Annotated in this window: 15 protein-coding genes; 7 read left to right on the forward strand and 8 right to left on the reverse strand. The window is 71.6% G+C overall.

The genetic code is table 11. The annotated features are described in order from the left end of the window. Nucleotides 1-30: 30 nt before the first annotated feature. Nucleotides 31-1,581 (reverse strand): hypothetical protein, encoded by a 1,551-nt coding sequence (locus tag OH804_RS22405; protein WP_406059300.1) that lies wholly within the window; start codon nt 1,579-1,581, stop codon nt 31-33. A 194-nt stretch (nt 1,582-1,775) separates the two neighbouring features. Here OH804_RS22405 and OH804_RS22410 point away from each other — a divergent pair, with 194 nt between their 5' ends. From OH804_RS22410 to OH804_RS22425, 4 genes are read left to right on the forward strand one after another with little or no spacing between them, the layout of a single operon-like run. Next, complete coding sequence (locus OH804_RS22410; protein ID WP_196921328.1) at nt 1,776-4,454, forward strand: LuxR C-terminal-related transcriptional regulator; 2,679 nt, start codon at nt 1,776-1,778, stop codon at nt 4,452-4,454. Nucleotides 4,455-4,470: 16 nt separating this feature from the next. Further along, nucleotides 4,471-5,757 (forward strand): nicotinate phosphoribosyltransferase, encoded by a 1,287-nt coding sequence (locus tag OH804_RS22415; RefSeq protein ID WP_196921327.1) that lies wholly within the window; start codon nt 4,471-4,473, stop codon nt 5,755-5,757. Between the two features lie 43 nt (nt 5,758-5,800). Next, nucleotides 5,801-6,382: an isochorismatase family protein gene (locus OH804_RS22420; RefSeq protein ID WP_406059302.1), complete on the forward strand. Its 582-nt coding sequence runs from the start codon at nt 5,801-5,803 to the stop codon at nt 6,380-6,382. A gap of 40 nt (nt 6,383-6,422) precedes the next feature. Further along, nucleotides 6,423-7,670: an MFS transporter gene (locus OH804_RS22425; RefSeq protein WP_196921325.1), complete on the forward strand. Its 1,248-nt coding sequence runs from the start codon at nt 6,423-6,425 to the stop codon at nt 7,668-7,670. 389 nt (nt 7,671-8,059) lie between these two features. Here the strand turns inward: OH804_RS22425 and ctaD are convergent, their stop codons facing one another. Both ctaD and OH804_RS22435 read right to left on the reverse strand, forming a co-directional pair. Next, nucleotides 8,060-9,820, reverse strand: coding sequence for a cytochrome c oxidase subunit I (gene ctaD, locus OH804_RS22430; RefSeq protein ID WP_196921324.1), 1,761 nt, complete (start codon nt 9,818-9,820; stop codon nt 8,060-8,062). 130 nt (nt 9,821-9,950) lie between these two features. Further along, nucleotides 9,951-11,057 carry an FAD-dependent monooxygenase gene (locus OH804_RS22435; protein WP_196921323.1) on the reverse strand — a complete coding sequence of 369 codons (1,107 nt, stop codon included), beginning with the start codon at nt 11,055-11,057 and terminating at the stop codon, nt 9,951-9,953. Nucleotides 11,058-11,358: 301 nt separating this feature from the next. On the opposite strand from OH804_RS22435, the gene OH804_RS22440 reads away from it, so the two are divergent. After that, nucleotides 11,359-12,483, forward strand: a complete 1,125-nt coding sequence (locus OH804_RS22440) for a GH12 family glycosyl hydrolase domain-containing protein (protein ID WP_406059305.1) — start codon at nt 11,359-11,361, stop codon at nt 12,481-12,483. 55 nt (nt 12,484-12,538) lie between these two features. Here the strand turns inward: OH804_RS22440 and OH804_RS22445 are convergent, their stop codons facing one another. From OH804_RS22445 to OH804_RS22455, 3 genes are all read right to left on the reverse strand, one after another. After that, the gene (locus tag OH804_RS22445; protein ID WP_112582243.1) at nt 12,539-13,504 is read right to left on the reverse strand and encodes an N-acetylmuramoyl-L-alanine amidase; all 966 of its coding nucleotides are present in this window, start codon (nt 13,502-13,504) and stop codon (nt 12,539-12,541) included. After that, the gene (locus tag OH804_RS22450; protein ID WP_196921321.1) at nt 13,504-13,656 is read right to left on the reverse strand and encodes a hypothetical protein; all 153 of its coding nucleotides are present in this window, start codon (nt 13,654-13,656) and stop codon (nt 13,504-13,506) included. Before OH804_RS22450 ends, OH804_RS22445 begins: the two co-directional genes overlap by 1 nt. Before the next feature lie 126 nt (nt 13,657-13,782). Continuing rightward, nucleotides 13,783-14,571 (reverse strand): aldo/keto reductase, encoded by a 789-nt coding sequence (locus tag OH804_RS22455; protein ID WP_406059308.1) that lies wholly within the window; start codon nt 14,569-14,571, stop codon nt 13,783-13,785. A gap of 94 nt (nt 14,572-14,665) precedes the next feature. Here OH804_RS22455 and OH804_RS22460 point away from each other — a divergent pair, with 94 nt between their 5' ends. Both OH804_RS22460 and OH804_RS22465 read left to right on the forward strand, forming a co-directional pair. After that, nucleotides 14,666-15,715, forward strand: a complete 1,050-nt coding sequence (locus tag OH804_RS22460; protein ID WP_406059310.1) for a DNA polymerase ligase N-terminal domain-containing protein — start codon at nt 14,666-14,668, stop codon at nt 15,713-15,715. A gap of 14 nt (nt 15,716-15,729) precedes the next feature. Continuing rightward, nucleotides 15,730-16,920, forward strand: coding sequence for a threonine synthase (locus OH804_RS22465; RefSeq protein ID WP_406066626.1), 1,191 nt, complete (start codon nt 15,730-15,732; stop codon nt 16,918-16,920). Nucleotides 16,921-16,971: 51 nt separating this feature from the next. On the opposite strand, the gene OH804_RS22470 is transcribed toward OH804_RS22465, so the two are convergent. Together OH804_RS22470 and OH804_RS22475 are read right to left on the reverse strand one after the other, a co-directional pair. Next, entirely contained in the window at nt 16,972-18,354 is a 1,383-nt protein-coding gene (locus OH804_RS22470; RefSeq protein ID WP_406059312.1) for a pectate lyase, read from the reverse strand. Between the two features lie 257 nt (nt 18,355-18,611). Then, a complete protein-coding gene (locus tag OH804_RS22475) occupies nt 18,612-20,414 on the reverse strand; it encodes a glycoside hydrolase family 15 protein (protein WP_406059314.1) in 1,803 nt (600 codons plus the stop codon). Between the last annotated feature and the right edge of the window lie 16 nt (nt 20,415-20,430).

The following is a 20,430-nucleotide window of genomic DNA, read 5'->3' on the forward strand; positions in this document are numbered from 1 at the left end:
CCGGACCCGGACTCACCGGTGGGCGCGCCGTCAGGCGAGCAGAATGCCGTGATCGACTGCATCGGAGAGCACCACGCCCAGCGAGAGGCGGATCACCTCGAACCGTCGGGAGATCTCCCTGGACAACCCCAACTCGACCTCGCGCACCGCCCGTTGGGACCAGGACCGCGCCGCGCTGTGGTCGGCGTTGCCGGGCGTACGCCACTGCTGCCAGCACCCGCCGGAGAGTGCCACAGCGACCGGCGGGAGCACCTCGTCACGGGACGCCGTCGGATAGCTGGCGGCGGCGTCGATCGCCTCCGAGCCGGTCAACTCGGCCACGCCGGCCGTACTGGTGATCAACAGCACCTTGTCCAATTCCTGGCCGGGCCGGTGATCGGAAAGTCCGTACTGCACGGCCCGGGTGATCCGGCGTCGCACGCCTTCGGTCGGCGGCACGCCGAGCACCTGGGACGCGACGTCGGTCACGATGCCGCGCACCGCCTGGTCGCACTGCGCGGTCGCCAACAGCGACAATGCCGCCATCTCCCGGTCGAGGAGATCCGGTAGGCCGGCACAGCCGACTCCGAACACGATCTCCTGAACGGCCCGCAGGTGGATGTTCGCCAACTCCAGGGCGAGGTGCTGGCGGATCCGCTGAGCACACGAGCGGGCGTGGCGGTCGAGCCGTTCGGACCAGTCACCCGGGTCGGCGGCCACGGCGACGCGACAGTGCTGACCCGGCAGGACCGGTGGGTCGACGCTGGCCCGCTGCAACCCCTCACGCGACGCCCAGCCCACCAGCGCCCGCCGCAGGTCGGCGGCGGTGTCGGCGTCGTCGACCGGGAACCACCGCGCGCCGGCCAGCGCCGGCACCGCGGCCAGGAGCACCGCCCGGTGTGCCTCCACCGTCACCGCGACCGCATCCACCTCGGTCTCCGCACCCCCGACCGGCGGGACGGACGCCCCCGCGCCCTCCGTAGTCGCCGCGCCGTCGGCCAGCGGAGCCCAACCTGCCGCACCCGGGGTGACCGCGAAGACGACCTCCACCGAGGTCGGAGCGACTTCGGCGAGCAGGTTCAACTCGGCGGCGGTGAAAGCCTGGTCGGCGGCGATCACGAAGAGCAGCGCGCCGGCTCTGCCCACCGCTTCGAGCAGCACCCGGGTGCCGGACACGCCGAGGGTGGCGGTGTCCGGTACGTCGATCAGGGTGAAGTGCCGCAGCAGCGGCTCGGGCACGCTCAACTCGACACGTCGAGGCGGGCGGGCCAACGCCGGACCGGCGGCATCCCGGTCCGCGCCGTACGAGTGCGGCTGGCGGTAGCCCGGCACGAACGCAGCCCGGGTGGGCACCTTGGCGTCGCGCACCACCAACCAACTGCCGGCCGGCACGGTGAGCATGACCGGGTCGAGCCCGAGCACTGTGGCGAGCACGGCCCGCCGTTCGGCACCGGCCGGACCGACGGCGACCACACCGAGCGGCTCGTCCGGGGCGGCGCCGGACACGCCGACCCGGCTGGGGAGGGGGCCGCAGGTGGGTAGGTCGGTTGGGCCGGTCATGTCGTCCGGCGAGTCGACCGAGGGGAGAGGGCCCTGCTTCATCAGGTGCCTCCCGTTGCAGGTGACCGTGGGTCCGGTCGCGAAAGTTCCGGAACGCAAACCCGGATGTCGGAAGACTACGGGCGGGCTGGCGACCGGGCGGGACACCTCAAATACTCACCGGTAATTGTGCGGTTACTCAACTTCGCACGGTGACGGTGCGGGCGCGGACGGATTCCGGTCGATATGCTGCGCGAATGAGTCGATGGGAGTTCGTCGGCCGCACGGATGAGCTCAACCGCCTGTTGGAGGCGGTGACCGGTGAGGCCGGCCGTGGGCTCTTCTTCAGCGGCAGCGCTGGCATCGGCAAGAGTCGGTTGCTGCGCGAGGGCGTCGGTGGGTTGCCCACCGACCGGTTCGCGATCTGGTCCATCGCCGCCAGCGCCACCACCGCCGCGCTGCCGTTCGGCGGGCTGGTCCAGGTCCTGCCCGCCGAGCAACCCCAGGGCCTCTCCCCCGCCGGGATCCTGCGCTGGGCGCTCAACCTGCTGCAACAGCAGGCGGCCGGCCGCCGGATCGTGCTCGCCATCGACGACGCCCACCTCCTCGATCCACCCTCGGCCGCGCTCGTGCACCTGGTCGCCCGCGCCGAGAACGCCACAGTGGTCGGCACCCTGCGCGACGGCGAGCAGATCCCGCTGCCGATCCGCGCACTCTGGACCGACGACCTGGTCGAACACGTCGAGCTGACCCCGATGCCGCAGGAGCAGACCTCCGACCTGCTGGCGGCGATCCTGGGCGGCCCGGTCGACGCCGGCTCCGCCGACCGGCTCGGCCGCCTGTCGGCCGGCAACCCGCTGCTGCTGCGCGAGTTGGTGCACGCCGCCAGCGGCAGCGCGGAGTTGAAGCGCACCTACGGGATCTGGAAGTGGACCGGGCGACTGGAGCTGGCGCCCAACCTGACCGACCTCATCGACACCCGGGTCGGCAAGCTCACCGACGGCGTCCGCGCTGTCGTCGAGCTGGTCGCGTTCGGCGAACCGCTGGGCCTGCACCTCCTGAGGCAGGCCGCCGAGCAGTCGGACGTGGAGACCGCCGAGGAACGCGGGCTGATCTCCGTGGTCCAACACGACCGGCGCACAAACGTCCGGCTGGCGCACCCGCTCTACGGCGAGGTGATGCGCCGGCGCTGTCCGGTGAGCCGCACCCGCCGACTCCAGGCACACCTCGCCGAGCTGCTTGAGCAGGTCGGCAAACGCCGCCGTGACGACCTGCTGCGGGTGGCCGTCTGGCGACTCGACTCGGGCACGGCACAGGATCCGGCCCTGCTGCTGGACGCCGCGGTGCAGGCGTTCACCCGCTACGACGTACCGCTGGCGACCCGGCTGGCGCGGGCCGCGCTGAACGCCGACGGCGGCTACGACGCGGCGGAGCTGCTGGCCACCATCCTGATGTTCGCCGACCGGCCCGAAGAGGCGATCGAGGTCCTCGACGCGGTGACGCCCGAGCCCGGCGACGAGCGGCGGCTCTGCCGCTGGCTGACCGTTCGCGGCATGGTCAGTTACTGGGGGTTGAGCCGGGAGTCCACTGTGGAGGAGATCGCGAGCCGGGTCGAGCAGCTCAGCGACTCCGCCGACCGGTCCCGGGTGCACGCCTTCGAGGCGATCATGCGCCTACACCGACTGGACACGGCCACCGCGCTGCAGCTCAGCCGACAGGTGTTGGACCGGCCGGCGGCCGGCGTCGCCGCCCGCGAGCTGGCCCGCTCCACCATCGCGTACGTCCAGGCCGCGCAGGGCGAGCTGACCCGCAGCGGTACGGCGATCGCCCAGGTGCACTCGGCCGCGGCCAGTTGGCGCACCGACATGCCGTACCTCCAGTTGGCCCTGGAGCTGGCCCGGGGCACCCGGCTCATGCTCACCGGCGACCTGGCCGGGATCGACGCGATCGTGGCCGACGAGTTCGCCGACCTCGCCGGCGCCGGCGACTTCCGCCTCGGCACCGGCTACCTGGCCATCCTCCAGGCGTACGCGGCCCGGCTGCGCGGGCAGAGCGACTCGGCCATGCGGGCGTCCCTGGGCGCCTGCGCGGTGCTGGCCACGAGTCGGGTCTACGCCGGTCTGGCCCAGGCCGAACGCGCCCAGTCCGCGGCGCTGCGGGGTGACGCCGCGCAGGCGGTTGCGGCGATGGCCGAAGCCGACCGCACCCACGCGCCGGGCATGGCGGTGCTCTACCCGTGGCTGGAGCAGGCTCGGGGCGCGACGCTCGCCGCGACGGGAGACCTGCCGGGCGCTGTCAAACACCTCGGCGACCTGGTGGACCGGCTGCGTTCGGACGGCTTCGCCGGGCACGAGGTGCACGTCCTGCACGACCTCGTCCGACTGGACCAGGCTGGCATGGCGGTCGGGCCCACCTGCTCCGATGGCGGCCGGCGCACCGTCGCGCAGCGCCTCGCCGAACTCTCCGAGCGGGTCGACGGGGTGCTCCCGCCGCTGCTGGCCCGGCACGCCCGCGCCGCGGTCACCGACTCCCCCACCGACCTGCTCGCGGTCGCCGACGACTACGCGGCCCTGGAGTTGACCGTGTACGCCGCCGAGGCCACCTCCCAGGCAGTCCAGCGGTTGCGCAGGCAGCACTCGGCCGCGGCCAACGACGCCCGGGAGCGCCTCGCCGGGTTGCTCGGCCGCTGTGACCTGATCCGGACGGCGGCGCTCCAGGCCGGCGCGCCCGTGCTCACCGAGCGGGAGTGGCAGGTGGCACGCCTCGCCGCGCACGGCGCCCCCAGTCGGGCCATCGCCGAACGGCTCTACCTCTCGGCGCGCACTGTGGAAAACCACCTCCAACGGATCTACGCCAAGCTCGGCGTCACCGGTCGGGCCGAGCTGTGGGCGGCGTTACGCTCGATCCCGGGCCACGACGGCGGCGACACGAGCTGAACCTTAGGCTGGGGCGGTGAGCATCCACCGCCCCGCGCTCCTGACCGACCACTACGAGCTGACCATGGTCAGCGCGGCACTGAAGGACGGCACCGCCGATCGCCGGTGTGTCTTCGAGGTGTTCAGCCGCCGGCTGCCGAGCGGCCGCCGGTACGGCGTGGTCGCCGGGACGACCCGGCTGATCGAGCTGATCCGCGACTTCCGGTTCGACAGCGCCGAGGTCGAGTTCCTGCTGCGTACCGGGGTGGTCGACGAGACGGCGGCGGCGTGGCTCACCGACTACCGCTTCACCGGCGACGTCGACGGGTACGCCGAGGGTGAGCTTTTCTTCCCCGGTTCACCGATCCTCACCGTCTCCGGCGGCTTCGCCGAGTGTGTGGTGTTGGAGACGCTGGCGCTGTCCGTCCTCAACCACGACAGCGCGGTGGCGGCCGCAGCGGCCCGGATGGTGACCGCGGCTCGGGGCCGGGCACTGATCGAGATGGGGTCGCGTCGGGCACACGAGGAAGCGGCGGTGGCCGCGGCGCGGGCCGCGTACCTGGCCGGGTTCCGGTTCACGTCCAACCTCGCCGCAGGTGAGCGCTACGGCATCCCGACGGCGGGCACCGCGGCGCACGCGTTCACACTGCTGCACGACGACGAGCGGGCGGCGTTCGCCTCGCAGGTCGCCACGCTGGGCAAGGACACCACGCTGCTGGTCGACACGTACGACATCAGCCAGGGCATCCGCAACGCGATAGCGGTGGCCGGGCCGGAGCTGCGGGCCGTACGGATCGACTCCGGTGACCTCGCGGTGATCGCTCAACAGTCCCGGGAGCTGCTCGATTCGCTGGGCGCCACCGAGACCAAGATCATCGTTTCCGGTGACCTGGACGAGTACGCGATCGCCGCGCTGGCCGCCGAACCGGTGGACATGTACGGCGCCGGCACGGCAGTGGTCACCGGCTCCGGGGCACCGACCGCGGGGCTGGTCTACAAGCTGGTCGAGGTCGAGGGACGGCCGGTGGTGAAGCGCTCCGAGCACAAGGCGACGATCGGCGGCCGGAAGGTCGCGGTCCGCCGGCACAAGCCGACCGGCACCGCCACCGAGGAGGTCATCGTCCCGCAGGGCGTTCCGGACCGGCAGCCCAACGACCGCCTGCTCCAGCAGTCGTACGTGGTGGCCGGTGAGCCGGTGACGTTGCCCACCCTCGACGAGTCGCGGGAACACCTGCGGGAGTGTCTGATCTCCATCCCGTGGGAGGGGCTGAAGCTGTCGGCTGGCGACCCGGCCGTGCCGGTCACCGTCGTACCCGCAGGCTGAGGCCCCCCGAGCGCCACCGACCGCACGGAGAGAGGAGACCCCGATGGCCAACGCGCTGATCATCGTGGACGTGCAGAACGACTTCTGCGAGGGCGGCTCGCTGGCCGTCGCCGGCGGCGCAGGGGTGGCCGCCGGGATCTCCCGGTTGCTCGCCGCCGAGCCGGACCGGTGGGCGCACGTGGTCGCCACCAAGGACTACCACGTCGACCCGGGTGCCCACTTCGGCGATCCGCCGGACTTCGTGGAGTCCTGGCCCCGGCACTGCGTGGTCGGCACCAGCGGTTCGGAGTTCCACCCCGAACTCGACACGGACCGGGTCGAGGCGATCTTCCACAAGGGCGAGCACGCGGCGGCGTACTCCGGTTTCGAGGGGCATGCGGGCGACGGCGAGTGCCTGGCCGACTGGCTGCGCCGACACGACGTGGACAGGGTCGACCTGGTCGGCATCGCCACTGACCATTGCGTCCGGGCGACCGCGCTGGACGCCGCCCGGGAGGGCTTCGCCACCACAGTGCTGCTCGAGTTGACCGCCGCCGTCGCCCCGGCGACCACCGACGTGGCCCTCCGGGCGATGGAAGGCGCCGGGGTGATCATGCAAGGCCAGCCTGTGATCAGGGCCGCATGAGGCGTTAATTGGTTGGCCAAGGGGCCGCCGCCGGTCGAGGATGTCGCCGGAGGTACGGACCCACGTGAACATGAAGCCTTACCGGCGGGCGCTCGCCCTGCCCGGCCTGCGGTCGCTGCTGGTGGTCGCCGTCCTCGCCCGCATCCCGCTCACCGCGACCGGGGTGACGCTGACCTTCCATGTGGTGCTCGACCTCGATCGGGGCTACGGGGCGGCCGGCCTGGTGGGTGCGGCTGTCACAGTGGGCGCGGCGATCGGCGGGCCGCTGCTCGGCCGACTCGTGGACCGGCGAGGGCTGCGCCCGGTCCTGGTACTCACCGGGATCGCCGAGGCGATCTTCTGGTCCACCGCGCCCTCACTGACGTACCCCGTGCTCCTGCCGGCCGCCTTCGTGGCCGGCTCCCTGGCCCTGCCCATCTTCTCCGTGGTCCGTCAGTCGATCGCCGCGCTGGTCCCCGATGACCAACGCCGCCCGGCCTACGCACTGGACTCGATGTCGGTGGAGCTGTCCTTCATGATCGGCCCGGCGTTGGCGGTGGCCCTGGTCACCGCGATCTCGGCGCAGACCACCATGTATCTGGTCGGTGGCGGTATCGTCGCCGCCGGGATCGCCCTGTGGGTGGTCAACCCACCGATCCGGGAGGCCACCGAGCCCACCGGCCCACAACGCCGGGTGCCGCGCCGGGAGTGGCTGTCACCCCGGCTGCTCGCCGTCCTGGCGCTCAGCGCCGCGGCGACCCTGGTGCTCGGTGGCACCGACGTGGCGGTGGTCGCCGTCCTGCGGGCCAGCGGCGAGGTCGGCTGGACCGGCGCGGTCCTGGCCATCTGGGCGGTCGCCTCGCTGGCCGGCGGTTTCGCCTACGGGGCCGTGCACCGCTCGTTCTCCCCGCTGGCACTGACCGCCGCGCTGGCCGTGTGCACCATCCCGGTAGGGCTGGGCGGTGCGCACTGGTGGCTGCTGTGCCTGGCGCTGATCCCCGCCGGCGCGCTCTGCGCGCCGACCATCGCGGCCGGCTCGGACGCGGTCAGCCGCCTGGTTCCGGCCGAGGTACGCGGTGAGGCGATGGGCCTGCACGGCTCCGCCGTGACCGTCGGCATCGCGATCGGCGCGCCGCTCGCCGGAGCGGTGATCGACGCCAGCGCACCGCTCTGGGGCTTCGTGGTGACCGGAGCGCTCGGCGCGCTGGTCACCCTTGTGGTGCTCCCGATCGAGCTGCGCCGTCGCCGCAACGCCGACGCGGCCACCCCGCCGCCCGTCGAGGCCGACCTCACCCCCGCCGCCCGCTGACGGCTGCACCCACACCGGAACTGGTGGTCCGCGTCCCCTTACCGGTCGCCGCACGGCGCTGTCTGACCGCGACGGCGACGCTGCGTCCGGTCGGGGCGCTCCGCCGGTAGGCGTACATGTTGATGAGCGTGATGTCTGTGAGTCATCGTGATGACTCACAGACATCACGCTCACTAGGGACATGGCTTGCCTGGAGCCGAGCCGGGCAGACGCCGAGCCAGGCCGAGCAGACGCCGAGCCAGGCCGGCGCTACGGAACACGGCCGCCGGTAAATGGCGTGGTGCGCCCGGAACGAGGCGAGACGCGGGAGTGGCAGTGGCTCGACATGGCGACGGGCGCCGCTCCCGGTCTCCCGGGGGCGGCGCCCGTCGTACTGCTGAGCTTGAGCGTCAGTGCCTGTCGACGTCGCTCGCGGTGTCCTCGCGGTAGCTGGCGCCGCCGTCCGACTCGCTGGTGAGCGGCTTGGCGCCACCCTCCGGCGGGCCGGCCAGGCTCTGACCACCGGCGGCCAACTCCGGGAACTTCGCGTCGAACGCCGGCCGCTCGGAGCGGATCCGGGGCATCCGGTCGAAGTTGCGCAGCGGCGGCGGGCTGCTGGTCGCCCACTCCAGCGAGTTGCCGTGACCCCAGGGGTCGTTCACCTCGACCACCGGGCCGGTCTTGTACGACTTCCAGCAGTTGTAGATGAACGGCAGCGTGGAGATACCGGTGATGAACGCGCCGATCGTGGAGATCGTGTTCAGCGTGGTGAAGCCGTCGCTGGGCAGGTAGTCGGCGTACCGACGCGGCATGCCCTCGTTACCGAGCCAGTGCTGCACCAGGAACGTGGTGTGGAAGCCGATCATGGTGAGCCAGAAGTGCACCTTGCCCAGGCGCTCGTCGAGCATCCGGCCGAACATCTTCGGGAACCAGAAGTAGATGCCCGCGAAGACCGCGAACACGATGGTGCCGAAGAGCACGTAGTGGAAGTGCGCCACCACGAAGTACGAGTCCGACACGTGGAAGTCGATCGGCGGGCTGGCCAGCAGCACACCGGTGAGACCACCGAAGAGGAAGGTGACCAGGAAGCCGACCGCCCAGAGCATGGGCGTCTCGAAGCTGATCTGGCCCCGCCACATGGTGCCGATCCAGTTGAAGAACTTCATACCGGTCGGCACGGCGATCAGGTAGCTCAGGAAGCTGAAGAACGGCAGCAGCACCTGACCGGTGGCGAACATGTGGTGCGCCCAGACGCTCATGGAGAGCGCGGCGATCGCGACGGTCGCGGCGACCAGACCCTTGTAGCCGAAGATCGGCTTGCGGGAGAAGACCGGGATGACCTCGCTGATGATGCCGAAGAACGGCAGCGCCACGATGTAGACCTCGGGGTGCCCGAAGAACCAGAACAGGTGCTGCCAGAGCATTGGCCCACCGGTTGCCGGGTCGTACACGTGCGCACCGAGGATGCGGTCCGCGGCGAGCGCGAACAGCGCGGCGGCCAGCAGCGGGAAGACCAGGATCACCAGGAGGCTGGTGACCAGGATGTTCCACGTGAAGATCGGCATCCGGAACATGGTCATGCCGGGCGCGCGCAGGGTCAGCACCGTGGTGATCATGTTCACGGCGCCGAGGATGGTGCCCAGACCGGAGATGGCCAGACCCATGATCCACATGTTGGCGCCGACGCCGGGCGAGTGCTCGACGCTGCTCAGCGGCGCGTAAGCGAACCAGCCGAAGTCGGCGGCGCCACCCGGGGTGAGGAACCCGGCCGTCGCCATCGTGCCGCCGAACAGGTACAGCCAGTAGGCGAAGCTGTTCAGCCGGGGGAAGGAGACGTCGGGCGCGCCGATCTGGATCGGCACGATGTAGTTCGCGAACGCGAACACGATCGGCGTCGCGAAGAACAGCAACATGATCGTGCCGTGCATGGTGAACAGCTGGTTGTACTGCTCGGGCGACAGGAACTGCAGCCCGGGTCGGGCCAGCTCAGCCCGCATGACCAGGGCCATCAGGCCGCCGATCATGAAGAACACGAACGCGGTGACCATGTACATGATCCCGATTTGCTTCGCGTCCGTGGTTCGCAGCAGCCGCGCGATGGCCGACCCCTTGACCGGCTCCCGGACCGGCCAGGGCCGGGTCACGACCGGCTTGGGTGCGACGGTGGTCACGAGTGGCCTCCGGTTCTCGGTTGTCCCGCTCGGCACACGCTGGTTATCGGCGGGCCGTCATCCGCAAGGAGGATAGTCCCCGGCAGGTCGCAGTGCCGCGTGGGGTGGCGTGACACGATCTACTACGGGCCTACAGCGGGCCGAGCAGGAGCCGGTAGTGCTCTCCGAAGATACGGTCGCCGCGGCCCCGCAGCAGCGGGTCGCGCAGCGCCGGCGGCACGTCCCTGGTCCGGTTGCGGTCCCGGGTCCGGTCCCGCACCCATCGGGTACGCGGACGGCGACGACTCTCGTACGCCATGAGCGCCGCCTCCACGCTGTTGGCGGCCCGTAGCGACTCGGCCAGCACCACGGCGTCCTCCAACGCCATGGCCGCACCCTGCGACAGCGTCGGCGCGGTGGCGTGCGCGGCGTCGCCGACCAGCAGGACGCGTCCCCGGTACCAGCGGCCCAACTCCACCTCGTCGGTGATCCCGACGTGGACCTCGTCGAGCGCCGCCAGCACCTCGGGGACCGGGCCGCGGTAGTCGGCGAAGAGCTCCCGCAGCCGCGCGAGGGGGTCGGCGGGTTCCTCGGTGCCGGCCTCGTCGGCGTAGAGGTGCAGTCGCCCGGCACCGATCGGCACCATCAGGAACCCGGACCGCTGGCCGAGCAGTGCGGTCCACTCGGTGACCGGTGGACCGTCGCGCAGGACGGCCCGGTAGACCACCTGCCCGACCGGGCGGGGCGGCCCACCGAGCGCCGCCAGCGCACGAACCGACGAGCGCGGCCCGTCGGCGCCGATGACCAGGTCGTACTCGGCGGTGGTGCCGTCGGTGAAGGTGACGCCGACCGCGCCCGGGAGGAGGTCCAGGGTGCGGACCTCGGCGCCGTGCCGGACGGCGCCGCCGGCACCGCTGAGCAGCACCCGGTGCAGGTCGGCCCGGGGCAGTGCGCGGCACTCGCCGACGCCGGCCCAGAGGGCGTCGAGGTCGACCTCGCAGAGTTGCGCGCCCGCGGCGTCGAAGAACCGCTGCCGGTGGATCACCTGCCCGGTCGGCCGGACCGGGTCGTGCAGGTCGAGGCGGTGCAGTGCGCGGGCGGCGTTGCCGGGCAGGTAGAGGCCGGTCTCGGTGGACTCCCCCGGTGGCAGCTTGTCGGTGACGTCGGGCCGGAAGCCCGCCAGGCGCAGCGCCCGGGCTACGGCCAGGCCGGCGATGCCCGCGCCGACGACGAGGATGCGCAGGGGGGAGCCACCCATGGTGGTGTACGCCTCCGGAGGGGGAGCGGCACGCGTTGGAGGCAACACGCTACTCGGAGCGATCGGCGCACACCAGGCCCGATCGGTCCGCACCCCGCCGCTCGTCGGCGGCCCGCACCGCTTGGCTGGCCGTCCGTCGCCAGCCGTCCGGCGGGGGCATGGCAATCCTCACAATTCACCAGTTCGACTCGGACGGTTGCGTAGCAGTTTCAGACATGTAAATGTGTCGTTGAGCGTGGGAGCGCTCCCGCAGTACCCCACCACATCCCGGCGCCCGGCACGCGCCGAGTCAAGGAGCGTCATGAAACGTCAACTTCGGGCCCTGGCCGCCGCCGGGTTGCTGGTCGCCAGTTCGCTGGTGGCGGTGGCCCTCGGCGGCAGCGCCTCCGCCGACACCCTGATCTGCGAACAGTACGGCTCGACCACCATCCAGGGCCGCTACGTGGTGCAGAACAACCGCTGGGGCACCACCGCCCAGCAGTGCATCAACGCCACCAGCAACGGCTTCGAGATCACCACCCTGAACGGCAGCAGCCCCACCAACGGGGCGCCCACGGCGTACCCCTCGGTGTTCTTCGGTTGTCACTACACCAACTGCTCCCCCGGCACGAACCTGCCGATGCAGGTGAGCCAGATCAGCAGCGCCACCAGCAGCATCTCCTACCGCTACGTCGGCGGCGCCACCTACAACGCGTCGTACGACATCTGGCTGGACCCGTCGCCCAAGCGGGACGGGGTGAACCAGATGGAGATCATGATCTGGCTCAACCGGCAGGGTCCGATCCAGCCGATCGGCTCGGTCGTCGGCACCACGAACCTGGCCGGCCGCACCTGGGAGGTCTGGCGGGGCAGCAACGGCTCCAACAACGTCATCTCCTACGTCGCGTCGTCGGCGGTCTCCAGCCTGAACTTCAGCGTGCTGGACTTCATCAACGACACCCGCAACCGGGGCGCGATCACCAACTCCTGGTACCTGACCAGCATCCAGGCCGGCTTCGAGCCCTGGCAGGGTGGCGTCGGCCTCGCGGTGACCTCGTTCTCGGCCAACGTCAACGGTGGCGGTAACCCGACCACGCCGCCGCCGACCACGCCGCCGCCGGGCGGTGGCGCGAGCTGCGCGGTGAAGTACACGGCGAACTCGTGGAACAACGGCTTCACGGCCGACGTGCAGATCACCAACACCGGCTCCAGCGCGATCAACGGTTGGACGCTGACCTACGGCCTGCCCGGCGGGCAGCAGGTCACCAACGCCTGGAACGCCACTGTGAGCCAGAGCGGGTCGACGGTGACCGCCCGCAACGTCAGCCACAACGGGTCGGTCGCACCCGGCGGCACTGCCAGCTTCGGCTACCAGGGGACGCTGAGCGGGGGCTACTCGTCCCCGACAAGCTTCTCGCTCAACGGGGCCACCTGCTCCCGCTCCTGAACTGTCGTGGGGGCGCGACCACGCGGTCGCGCCCCCACCACTCACGAGATCAGGGTCAGACGCGGGTGAGGCGTACGGCGTCGGCGACGACCAGGCCGGTGGCGTTGCTCCACCGGCTCACGCCCACCCGGTTGGCGTCGCCCGCCGGGAGTGTGAACGTGCCGAGGATGCGCCACTGCCCGCCGGTGGCCCGCTGGTCGACGCGGACGGTCTGGTTGCCGGTGCTGGTGGCGACGATGTAGGGCGCCGCGCTGTTGTAGCCCGAGTTCGCCGGCCACCAGGCCTCGACCCGGTAGTTGGCGGTGGCCGGGACGTTGAACCGGTACCACGCGACATCGCTGGCGGCGACCGGGTCCGCGTACCGGTAGTCGGCGCCGTAGCGCTGACTGGAGTACGACGACACGCCCCAGTTGGCGCTGGCGGTGAACCGGCCGCTGGTGGTGTTGTCCACGGTGGAGGACCAGGCGGTGCCGCCGCCGGCCATCCTCGCCGCCACGTCGGCGCGCATGACGTTCAGGTCGATGAAGGACGGGTCGATCTTGCCGGTGGTGCTGGTCTCCCGGTGGCCCCGGGCGTAGCTGCTGTCCCGGCCGAGCCGGGTGAGCACGGCGGCGGTGGCGGCGAGCGACGCGTTGTACTGCGCGGCGGTCATCTCCTGGTTGACGCCGTTGTAGTCGATCTCCCACCCGATCATCAGGGTGTTGCCGTCCCCGGCCGGGATCGGCCCGCTGCCGCCGCTGACCCCGGCGTGGTTGCACCGGCCGGCGGAGATGACGTGGAAGACGCCGTTGTAGTCGACGAGCGCCTGGCACAGCGGCCCCGGCAGGTCGGACCGGCCGTTGATGCAGATGCCGAGCGCCGGGTGCGGGTTGCTGGCGCTGGAGGTCGAGGCGGTGTGGTGCCAGAGGACACCGATCGGGTCGAAGGAGCCGGGCCGCATCCGGTTGAGCCAGTCCCCCTCGACCACGACCTGGACCCCGGCGGCGCGCAGCACGTCCACCAGCCAGGGAATCGTCGCCATCAGGCGTCCTGAAGCAGGTCGGCGAGGCACTCGGCCTTCGGCGCGGCGTTCGCCGCGGCGGGTCGGGCGACGACGGTCAGTGCGGCGACGACCAGGGCGGGGATGCCGAGCACCCCACGGCGGCGCAGACGGATGGACGGGGTTCGGGTCATGGCGATCCTCCAGCGACGGCGGGTACGAACGGATCGACGAACGTGATGACGGGCACGCTATACCGTCACGTACGTCGATGTCGATACCCTTCATCGCCGGGTCGCCGGCTGAAGAAAACCGCCGAATCAGACCTCGCCGAGCTCGTCGATGTCGCGCATCTCCTCGGCCGTGAGCGAGAAGTGGAAGACGTCGAAGTTGGCGGTGATCCGCTCCGGGGTCACCGACTTCGGGATCACCACGATCTCGTGGTCGATGTGCCACCGCAGCACCACCTGCGCCGGGGAGACGCCGTGCGCGCTGGCGATCCTGGTCAGCACCGGGTCACTGAGGTCGCTGGTCTTGAACGGGCTGTACCCCTCCAGCACCACACCCCGGTCCCGGTGCTCGGCGTGCCGCTGCCTGTCGTACAGCGACGGGCTCCACCGGATCTGGTTGACCGCCGGGTTCTCCTCGGTGGCCTGGATCAACTCGTCGATCTCGGGGGTGCTGTAGTTGCTCACCCCGACCGCGCGGGCCAGGTTCTCGTCCCGGGCGGCGAGCATCTCGCGCCAGAGCGGGATGCTGTCCCCCGGCGACGACGGCGGCCAGTGGATCAGCCAGAGGTCGACGTGCTCGACGCCGAGCGCCTCCAGGCTGGCCTCCAGCGTCGCGCGCTCCCGGCCCACCCGGTCCGGCGGGAGCTTGGTGGTGATGAAGAGGTCCTCCCGACGCAGCCCGCTCTCGCGCACCGCCCGGCCGACCTCCCGCTCGTTGCCGTACACGGTGGCGGTGTCGACGTGCCGGTAGCCGGTGTCCAGCGCGGCCAGCACGGCGTCGTAACCGGCCTGGCCGGTGGCCTGCCAGGTGCCGAAGCCGAGCAGGGGTATCCGCACGTCACCGGGGAGCAGGACGGTGGGCTGGTCGGTGAGGTCCATGAGGTCCGTTCTACCCCGCCGCGCCCCCGGCCGCCGAGCGAACCGGACACTCCGGCGTCCAGCGCACCGGTCCGGTTTGCCGGAGAATGCCTGTGTGACCGACCGGCTGGAGGAGTACCGGCGACGGCGGGACGCGGCCCGCACGCCCGAGCCGGTGCCGGCGGAGCGCCCGCTGCCGGCCGGCCCCGACGGCGGCGTCGCCCGCTTCGTCATCCAGCAGCACCACGCCCGCAGCCTGCACTGGGATCTGCGCCTGGAGCGCGAGGGGGTGCTCGCGTCCTGGGCCGTGCCACGCGGTCTGCCCCGCGATCCGGGTCGCAACCACCTCGCCGTGCACACCGAGGACCACCCGATGGAGTACCTCGACTTCGCCGGCGAGATCCCCGCCGGCGAGTACGGCGGCGGCCGGATGCTGATCCACGACCGGGGCACCTACCGCTGCGAGAAGTGGCGCGACGACGAGGTGATCGTGACGCTCTCCGGTGAGCGGACCGCCGGCCGTTACGTCCTCTTCGCCACGGGCGGGCGGGACTGGATGGTCCGCCGCACCGACCCCGCGCCGCCGGGCTGGACAGCGATGCCGGATCTGGTCCGACCGATGCACGCCACACCCGCCGCCGCGCTTCCCCGCGACCGTGCCGCGTGGGGGTACGAGCTGCGTTGGGACGGCGTCCGGGCGATGGCGTACGTCTCCGGCGGGCGGCTGCGGCTGCTCTCCGAGACCGACGAGGAGATCACCGGTGGGTACCCGTGGCTGCGCGCGATGGCCGAGGCCCTCGCGCCCACCGAGGCGGTGCTCGACGGTGTTCTGGTCCGCATCGACGGTGCCGGGCGGGTCCGCCCGGTCCGGCCGGCCACCGGCAGCCGGGTCCCGGCCGGCGCCCAGTACCTGATCGTCGACCTGCTCTGGTTGGAGGGCGTGAGCAGCATCGGCGTGCCGTACGCGCAACGCCGGGAGCTGCTCGATGGGCTGGTCCTGGCCGGTACGCACTGGCAGACTCCGCCGTGGTTCCCGGGCGCGGGCGACGAGGCCCTGCGTGCCGGGCAGGAACAGGGCCTGCCAGGTGTGCTCGCCAAGCGACTGGACTCGGTCTACCAGCCGGGGCGACGCAGCCGGCACTGGCTGAGCATCGACGCGACGTGACGGCGAGGAGCGACGTGTACCTGACCCACCTGGACTGCCCGCGCTGCGGCAAGGAGTACGCCGCCGACCGGTTACAGAACCTCTGCGAGTGCGGATCACCGCTGCTGGCCCAGTACGACCTGCCGGCAGTGGCGAAGGCGGTCACCCCGGAGCGCTTTCCGCTGCGCCCGGCCGACCTGTGGCGTTACCGGGAGCTGCTGCCGGTCGCCGACCCTCGGCACGTCACCACGCTGGGTGAGGGCTGGACGCCGCTGCTGCGCGCCCCGTCGTACGGCACCGAGATCGGCATCGCGGACCTGATGGTCAAGGACGAGGGGCTGATCCCGACTGGCTCGTTCAAGGCCCGGGGCGCGGCGGTCGGGGTGAGCCGGGCCCGTGAGCTGGGCGTCGAGCGGATCGCGATGCCCACCAACGGCAACGCCGGGTCGGCCTGGGCAACCTACGCCGCGCGGGCCGGGATGGGCGCCACCATCGTCATGCCGCTGGCGGCACCGAGCATCTGCCGGCGCGAGTGTGTCGCCGCCGGTGCCGACCTGCGCCTGATCGACGGGTTGATCGGCGACGCCGGTCGGCGGGTGGCCGAGCTGATCGCGGAGTCGAACGGGGCGATCTTCGACGCCGGCACGCTGCGCGAGCCCTACCGGCTGGAGGGCAAGAAGACGATGGGGTACGAGATCGTCGAGCAGCTCGGCTGGCAGGCGCCCGACGTGATCATCTATCCGACCGGTGGTGGGGTCGGCCTGATCGGCATCCACAAGGCGCTGCACGAGCTGCGCGAGCTGGGGTGGATCGGCGACAAGCTGCCCCGGTTGGTGGCGGTGCAGTCCACCGGCTGCGCGCCGATCGTGCGGGCGTTCGCCGCCGGTGAGGATCGGGCGCGGCCGTGGGCGGACGCGCACACTGTGGCGTTCGGCATCACCGTGCCGGCGCCGCTGGGCGACGAGTTGATCCTGGCGGCGCTGCGGGAGTCCTCCGGCACGGCCGTCGCCGTCGACGACGCGGACATCCTGGCCGACCTGCGGGACTTCGCCGCCCGGGAGGGGCTGCTGCTCTGCCCGGAGGGGGCGGCCTGCCTCACCGCGGCACGGCAGCTGCGCGCGGGTGGGTGGATCCGGGCCGGCGAGCGGGTGGTGGTGCTCAACACCGGCGCCGGGCTGAAGTATCCGGACACTGTCGACGTCTCCGGCGTACCCCTGATGGGGTGACCTGGCGGCACCCCGCGGGCCGGGCGGTCCGCGGGGTGCCGTCGTGCCGGTCTACTGGTAGGTGATGTCCGAGGGTGAGTAGAGGCAGTTGACGCCGTCGGCGCCCTCGCCGATCTCGGTCGGCTCGCTGCCCTTCGGCACGCCCTTGTACTTCACGCAGATCGAGGTCTCCCGGTCCGGGTCGCCGACGATGGTGATCCGGCTGAACCGGGCGGTGTCGCCCCAGTTGGTGTTGATGCCGGCGATCGCGTCGGTGTTCCGGACGGTCACGTTGTCGATCACCACGTGCCGTTGGTACGAGGTGGAGCAGTTGCCGCAGGCGCGGTAGAGCTTGCCGGCGTTCTCCACCCGGAAGTTCTTGATGTAGACGGTGCCCGAGCCGTTGTGCTGGAAGACCTTGTCACTGGCGGAGCGGGCGCCGCCGCCGTCGACTGTGTACGTGGTGCCGCCGCGGAAGGTCGCCGCGTCCTCGCCGACGTCCTCCCACCAGACGTTGATCAGGGTGCAGTTGCCCTCGCAGTGCACGCCGTCGCCGGCCGGGGCGCCGATGATGACGTTGCGCAGGGTGGCGCCGGCGGCCAGTTCGAACATCGGGTCCTGGCTCTCGCTCTGCCCGCCGTCACCGATGCCGTAGTAGCGCTTGAGCCCACCGTCGAACGAGCCGGAGACCGGGATCGTGGCGTCCACCTTCTGGCTGCCGGTGGGCGTCGGCCAGCCAGCCGGCGGAGGTGTGGTGGTCGGCGGCGGAGTGGTCGGTGGTGGAGTGGTGGTCGGTGGAGTGGTGGTCGGTGGCGGTGTGGTCGGGGTGCCGCCGCCGGACGAGTCGACCAGCACGTCGTCGAAGCCGCCGCTGGCGTACGCGGTGACCAGGCCGATCCGGCCCGCGCCGGCCAGGCTGTTGCTGCCGGACGCGATCTGGGTGCCGTTGACGAAGCCGCGGATGGTGCTGCCGCTGGTCTCGATGCGCAGTGTGTACCAGGTGCCGGCGCCGACGCCGATCGAGGCGGAACCGATCGCCGTGACGGAGCTGCCGTTGACCGCCTGGAGTTCGGCCCGGCCGGAGCCGAGCAGGGCCAGCCGGTACATCTTGGTGCTGCTGGTGGAGCGGGCGGCGAGCCCGACCAGGGCGCTGGACGAGCCGAAGCTCGTCGGCCGGACCCGGGCCTGCACCGAGTAGTTGGTCCAACTGGTCTGGCCGGCGAACTGCCGGGCCAGCTCGCTGCCGGCGTTGGACTGGTTGAGCACGCCCGACCCGTCGACGGTCCAGGTGCCACCGGACTTGGACCAGCCGGAGGTGTCGCCGTCGGTGAAGTCGTCGCTGAAGACGGTGGCCGCGAAGGCCGAGGTCATACCGGCGGCGAGGGCCGCAACTGTCACCCCGGCACCCACCGCCAGCAGGAGTGGTCGGCGGCCGGAGAGTCGTCTTTTCTGCACAGGTGTCCTCCTTGACGCATGTGGTGGTGATCCCTCGGCGGCCGTACCGAGACGTGTCGGCACGGCGTGCTGCGCTGAACGGGATCGGTGTGCGCCCCCGCCGGACGCCCGGATCCGAAGCGGGGTGAAGCGGGATCAAAGCCCTGGGGAAAGGGCTTTCCCGCTCCTTCGAGGCTAGGACCGCCCAAGCATCGACGTCAATGCCTGGCGCTTGCAGGTCTGTTGCAGGATTCCGGCCGGGGCCGCCCGCCGACCGATCAGTAGCTCTCCGGCTCGGTGATCCGCCAGGCCGCGTTGATCAGCCCGATGTGCGAGAGCGCCTGCGGGGTGTTGCCCAGCTGCGCGCCGGTGGTGAGGTCGATCTGCTCGCTGAACAACCCCACGTCGTTGGAGTGCCCGACGACCCGCTCGAAGAGCGCCTCGGCCCGCTGCTGCTCACCCATCATCACCAGGCACTCCACCAGCCAGAACGAGCACAGCAGAAATCCGGCCGGGTCGGTGGTCCAGCGTCGCAGCAGGCCGTCCTCGGTGCCCAGCTCGCGCTCGACCATCGCGATGGTCGAGCGCATCCGAGGGTCGGTGGCCGGCAGGAAGTGCGTGACCGGCAGGGCGAGCACCGAGGCATCCAGCTCCGCCGACCCGAACGCGCCGGTGAACGCCCCGATCCGGTCGTTCCACCCCTCGCGCAGCACTGTCTCACGGATCTCGTCGCGCACCCGGGCCCAGCGACGGGGGTCGGCCCCATCACCGAGCCGGTCGGCGAGCCCCACCGCCCGGTCCATCGTCAGCCAGCAGGACACCTTGGACGAGACGTAGTGGCGCTCCTCGTCGCGGGTCTCCCAGATGCCCCGGTCCGGCAGGTGCCACGTCGCAGCCACCTGCTCGGTCAGCCCGAGCACCATCTCCCGCAGCTCCTCCTCGAACCGCGCGCCCAGGTAGTCGCGCAGCCGCCACACCGCCGACATCACCTCACCCGGCACGTCGAGCTGCCGCTGCCGCCAGGCGTCGTTGCCGACCCGCACCGGTCGACTGCCGCGGTAGCCGCGCAGGTGGTTGCAGTGATGCTCAGAGAGGTCGCGCTCGCCCTCCAGCCCGAAGAGCACCGGCACGGGCTCATCGCCGAACCGGCCGATCGAGCGGGTCACCCAGGCGAACAGCCGGGACGCCTCGTCGGGGCAGGCCGCCACCCAGAGCGCCCGCATCGTCAACGAGAAGTCCCGCAGCCAGGAGTAGCGGTAGTCGTAGTTCCGGTCGCCGCCGATCTGCTCCGGCAGCGATGAGGTGAGCGCGGCGGCGACAGCGCCACTGCGGGCGTACGTGAGGCCGGTCAGGACCGTCGAGCTGTGTTTGACGAGTTCGGGGTAGCGGCCGGAGTACCCGTGCGTCTCCCGGAACGCCTGCCACGCCTGTGTCGTCTCGGCGAGGGTGGTCAGCGGGTCCATCCGGGCCGGCGGGTCGCCGTACGCCTCGCCGAACGCGAGGTCCATCCCGATCACCTGACCGGCGGAGACCTCGAACTCGTGGCTCACCCGGTCGGTGCCCGCCCGCAGATGCAGACCTCCGGCGCGCAACACCAGCACCACCGGGCCGGCCCCGGCCAGCACCCCGCCGTCCGGCTGCTCGTGCAGGTACGGCGTGAGCAGGCCATACTCCGGGCGGGGCGCGAAGTCCAACGCCATCCGTACCCGCCCGGAGAGCCCCTCGACCACCCGGATCAGCACGGCGGGTGAGTTCTTGCCCAGCTCGTGGGCGCGGGCGCCGACCTCGGCGGCCAGGGCGTCGGTGACCGCCACGCTGCCGTGCGGGGTGTGGTGCACGGTCCGCAGCACCAACGTGTCCGGCAGGTACGCGCGCTCCACCCGGTGACCCCGGCCGCCGACCCCGACCGGCGCCAGCCGGAAGTGGCCGGCTCCCGGGTCGAGCAGCCGCGCGAACACTGACGACCCGTCGAACCGGTGCGGGCACCACCAGTCGATCGAGCCGTCCTTGCCGACCAGGGCACCCGAACGAGAGTCCGAGAGGAACCCGTAGTCGGAGATCGCCGGCTGCTGCTCCTCCACCCGCTGGGGGTACCCG

This window comes from Micromonospora sp. NBC_00860 (genome assembly GCF_045207375.1).
Taxonomy (GTDB): Bacteria; Actinomycetota; Actinomycetes; order Mycobacteriales; family Micromonosporaceae; genus Micromonospora; species Micromonospora vinacea.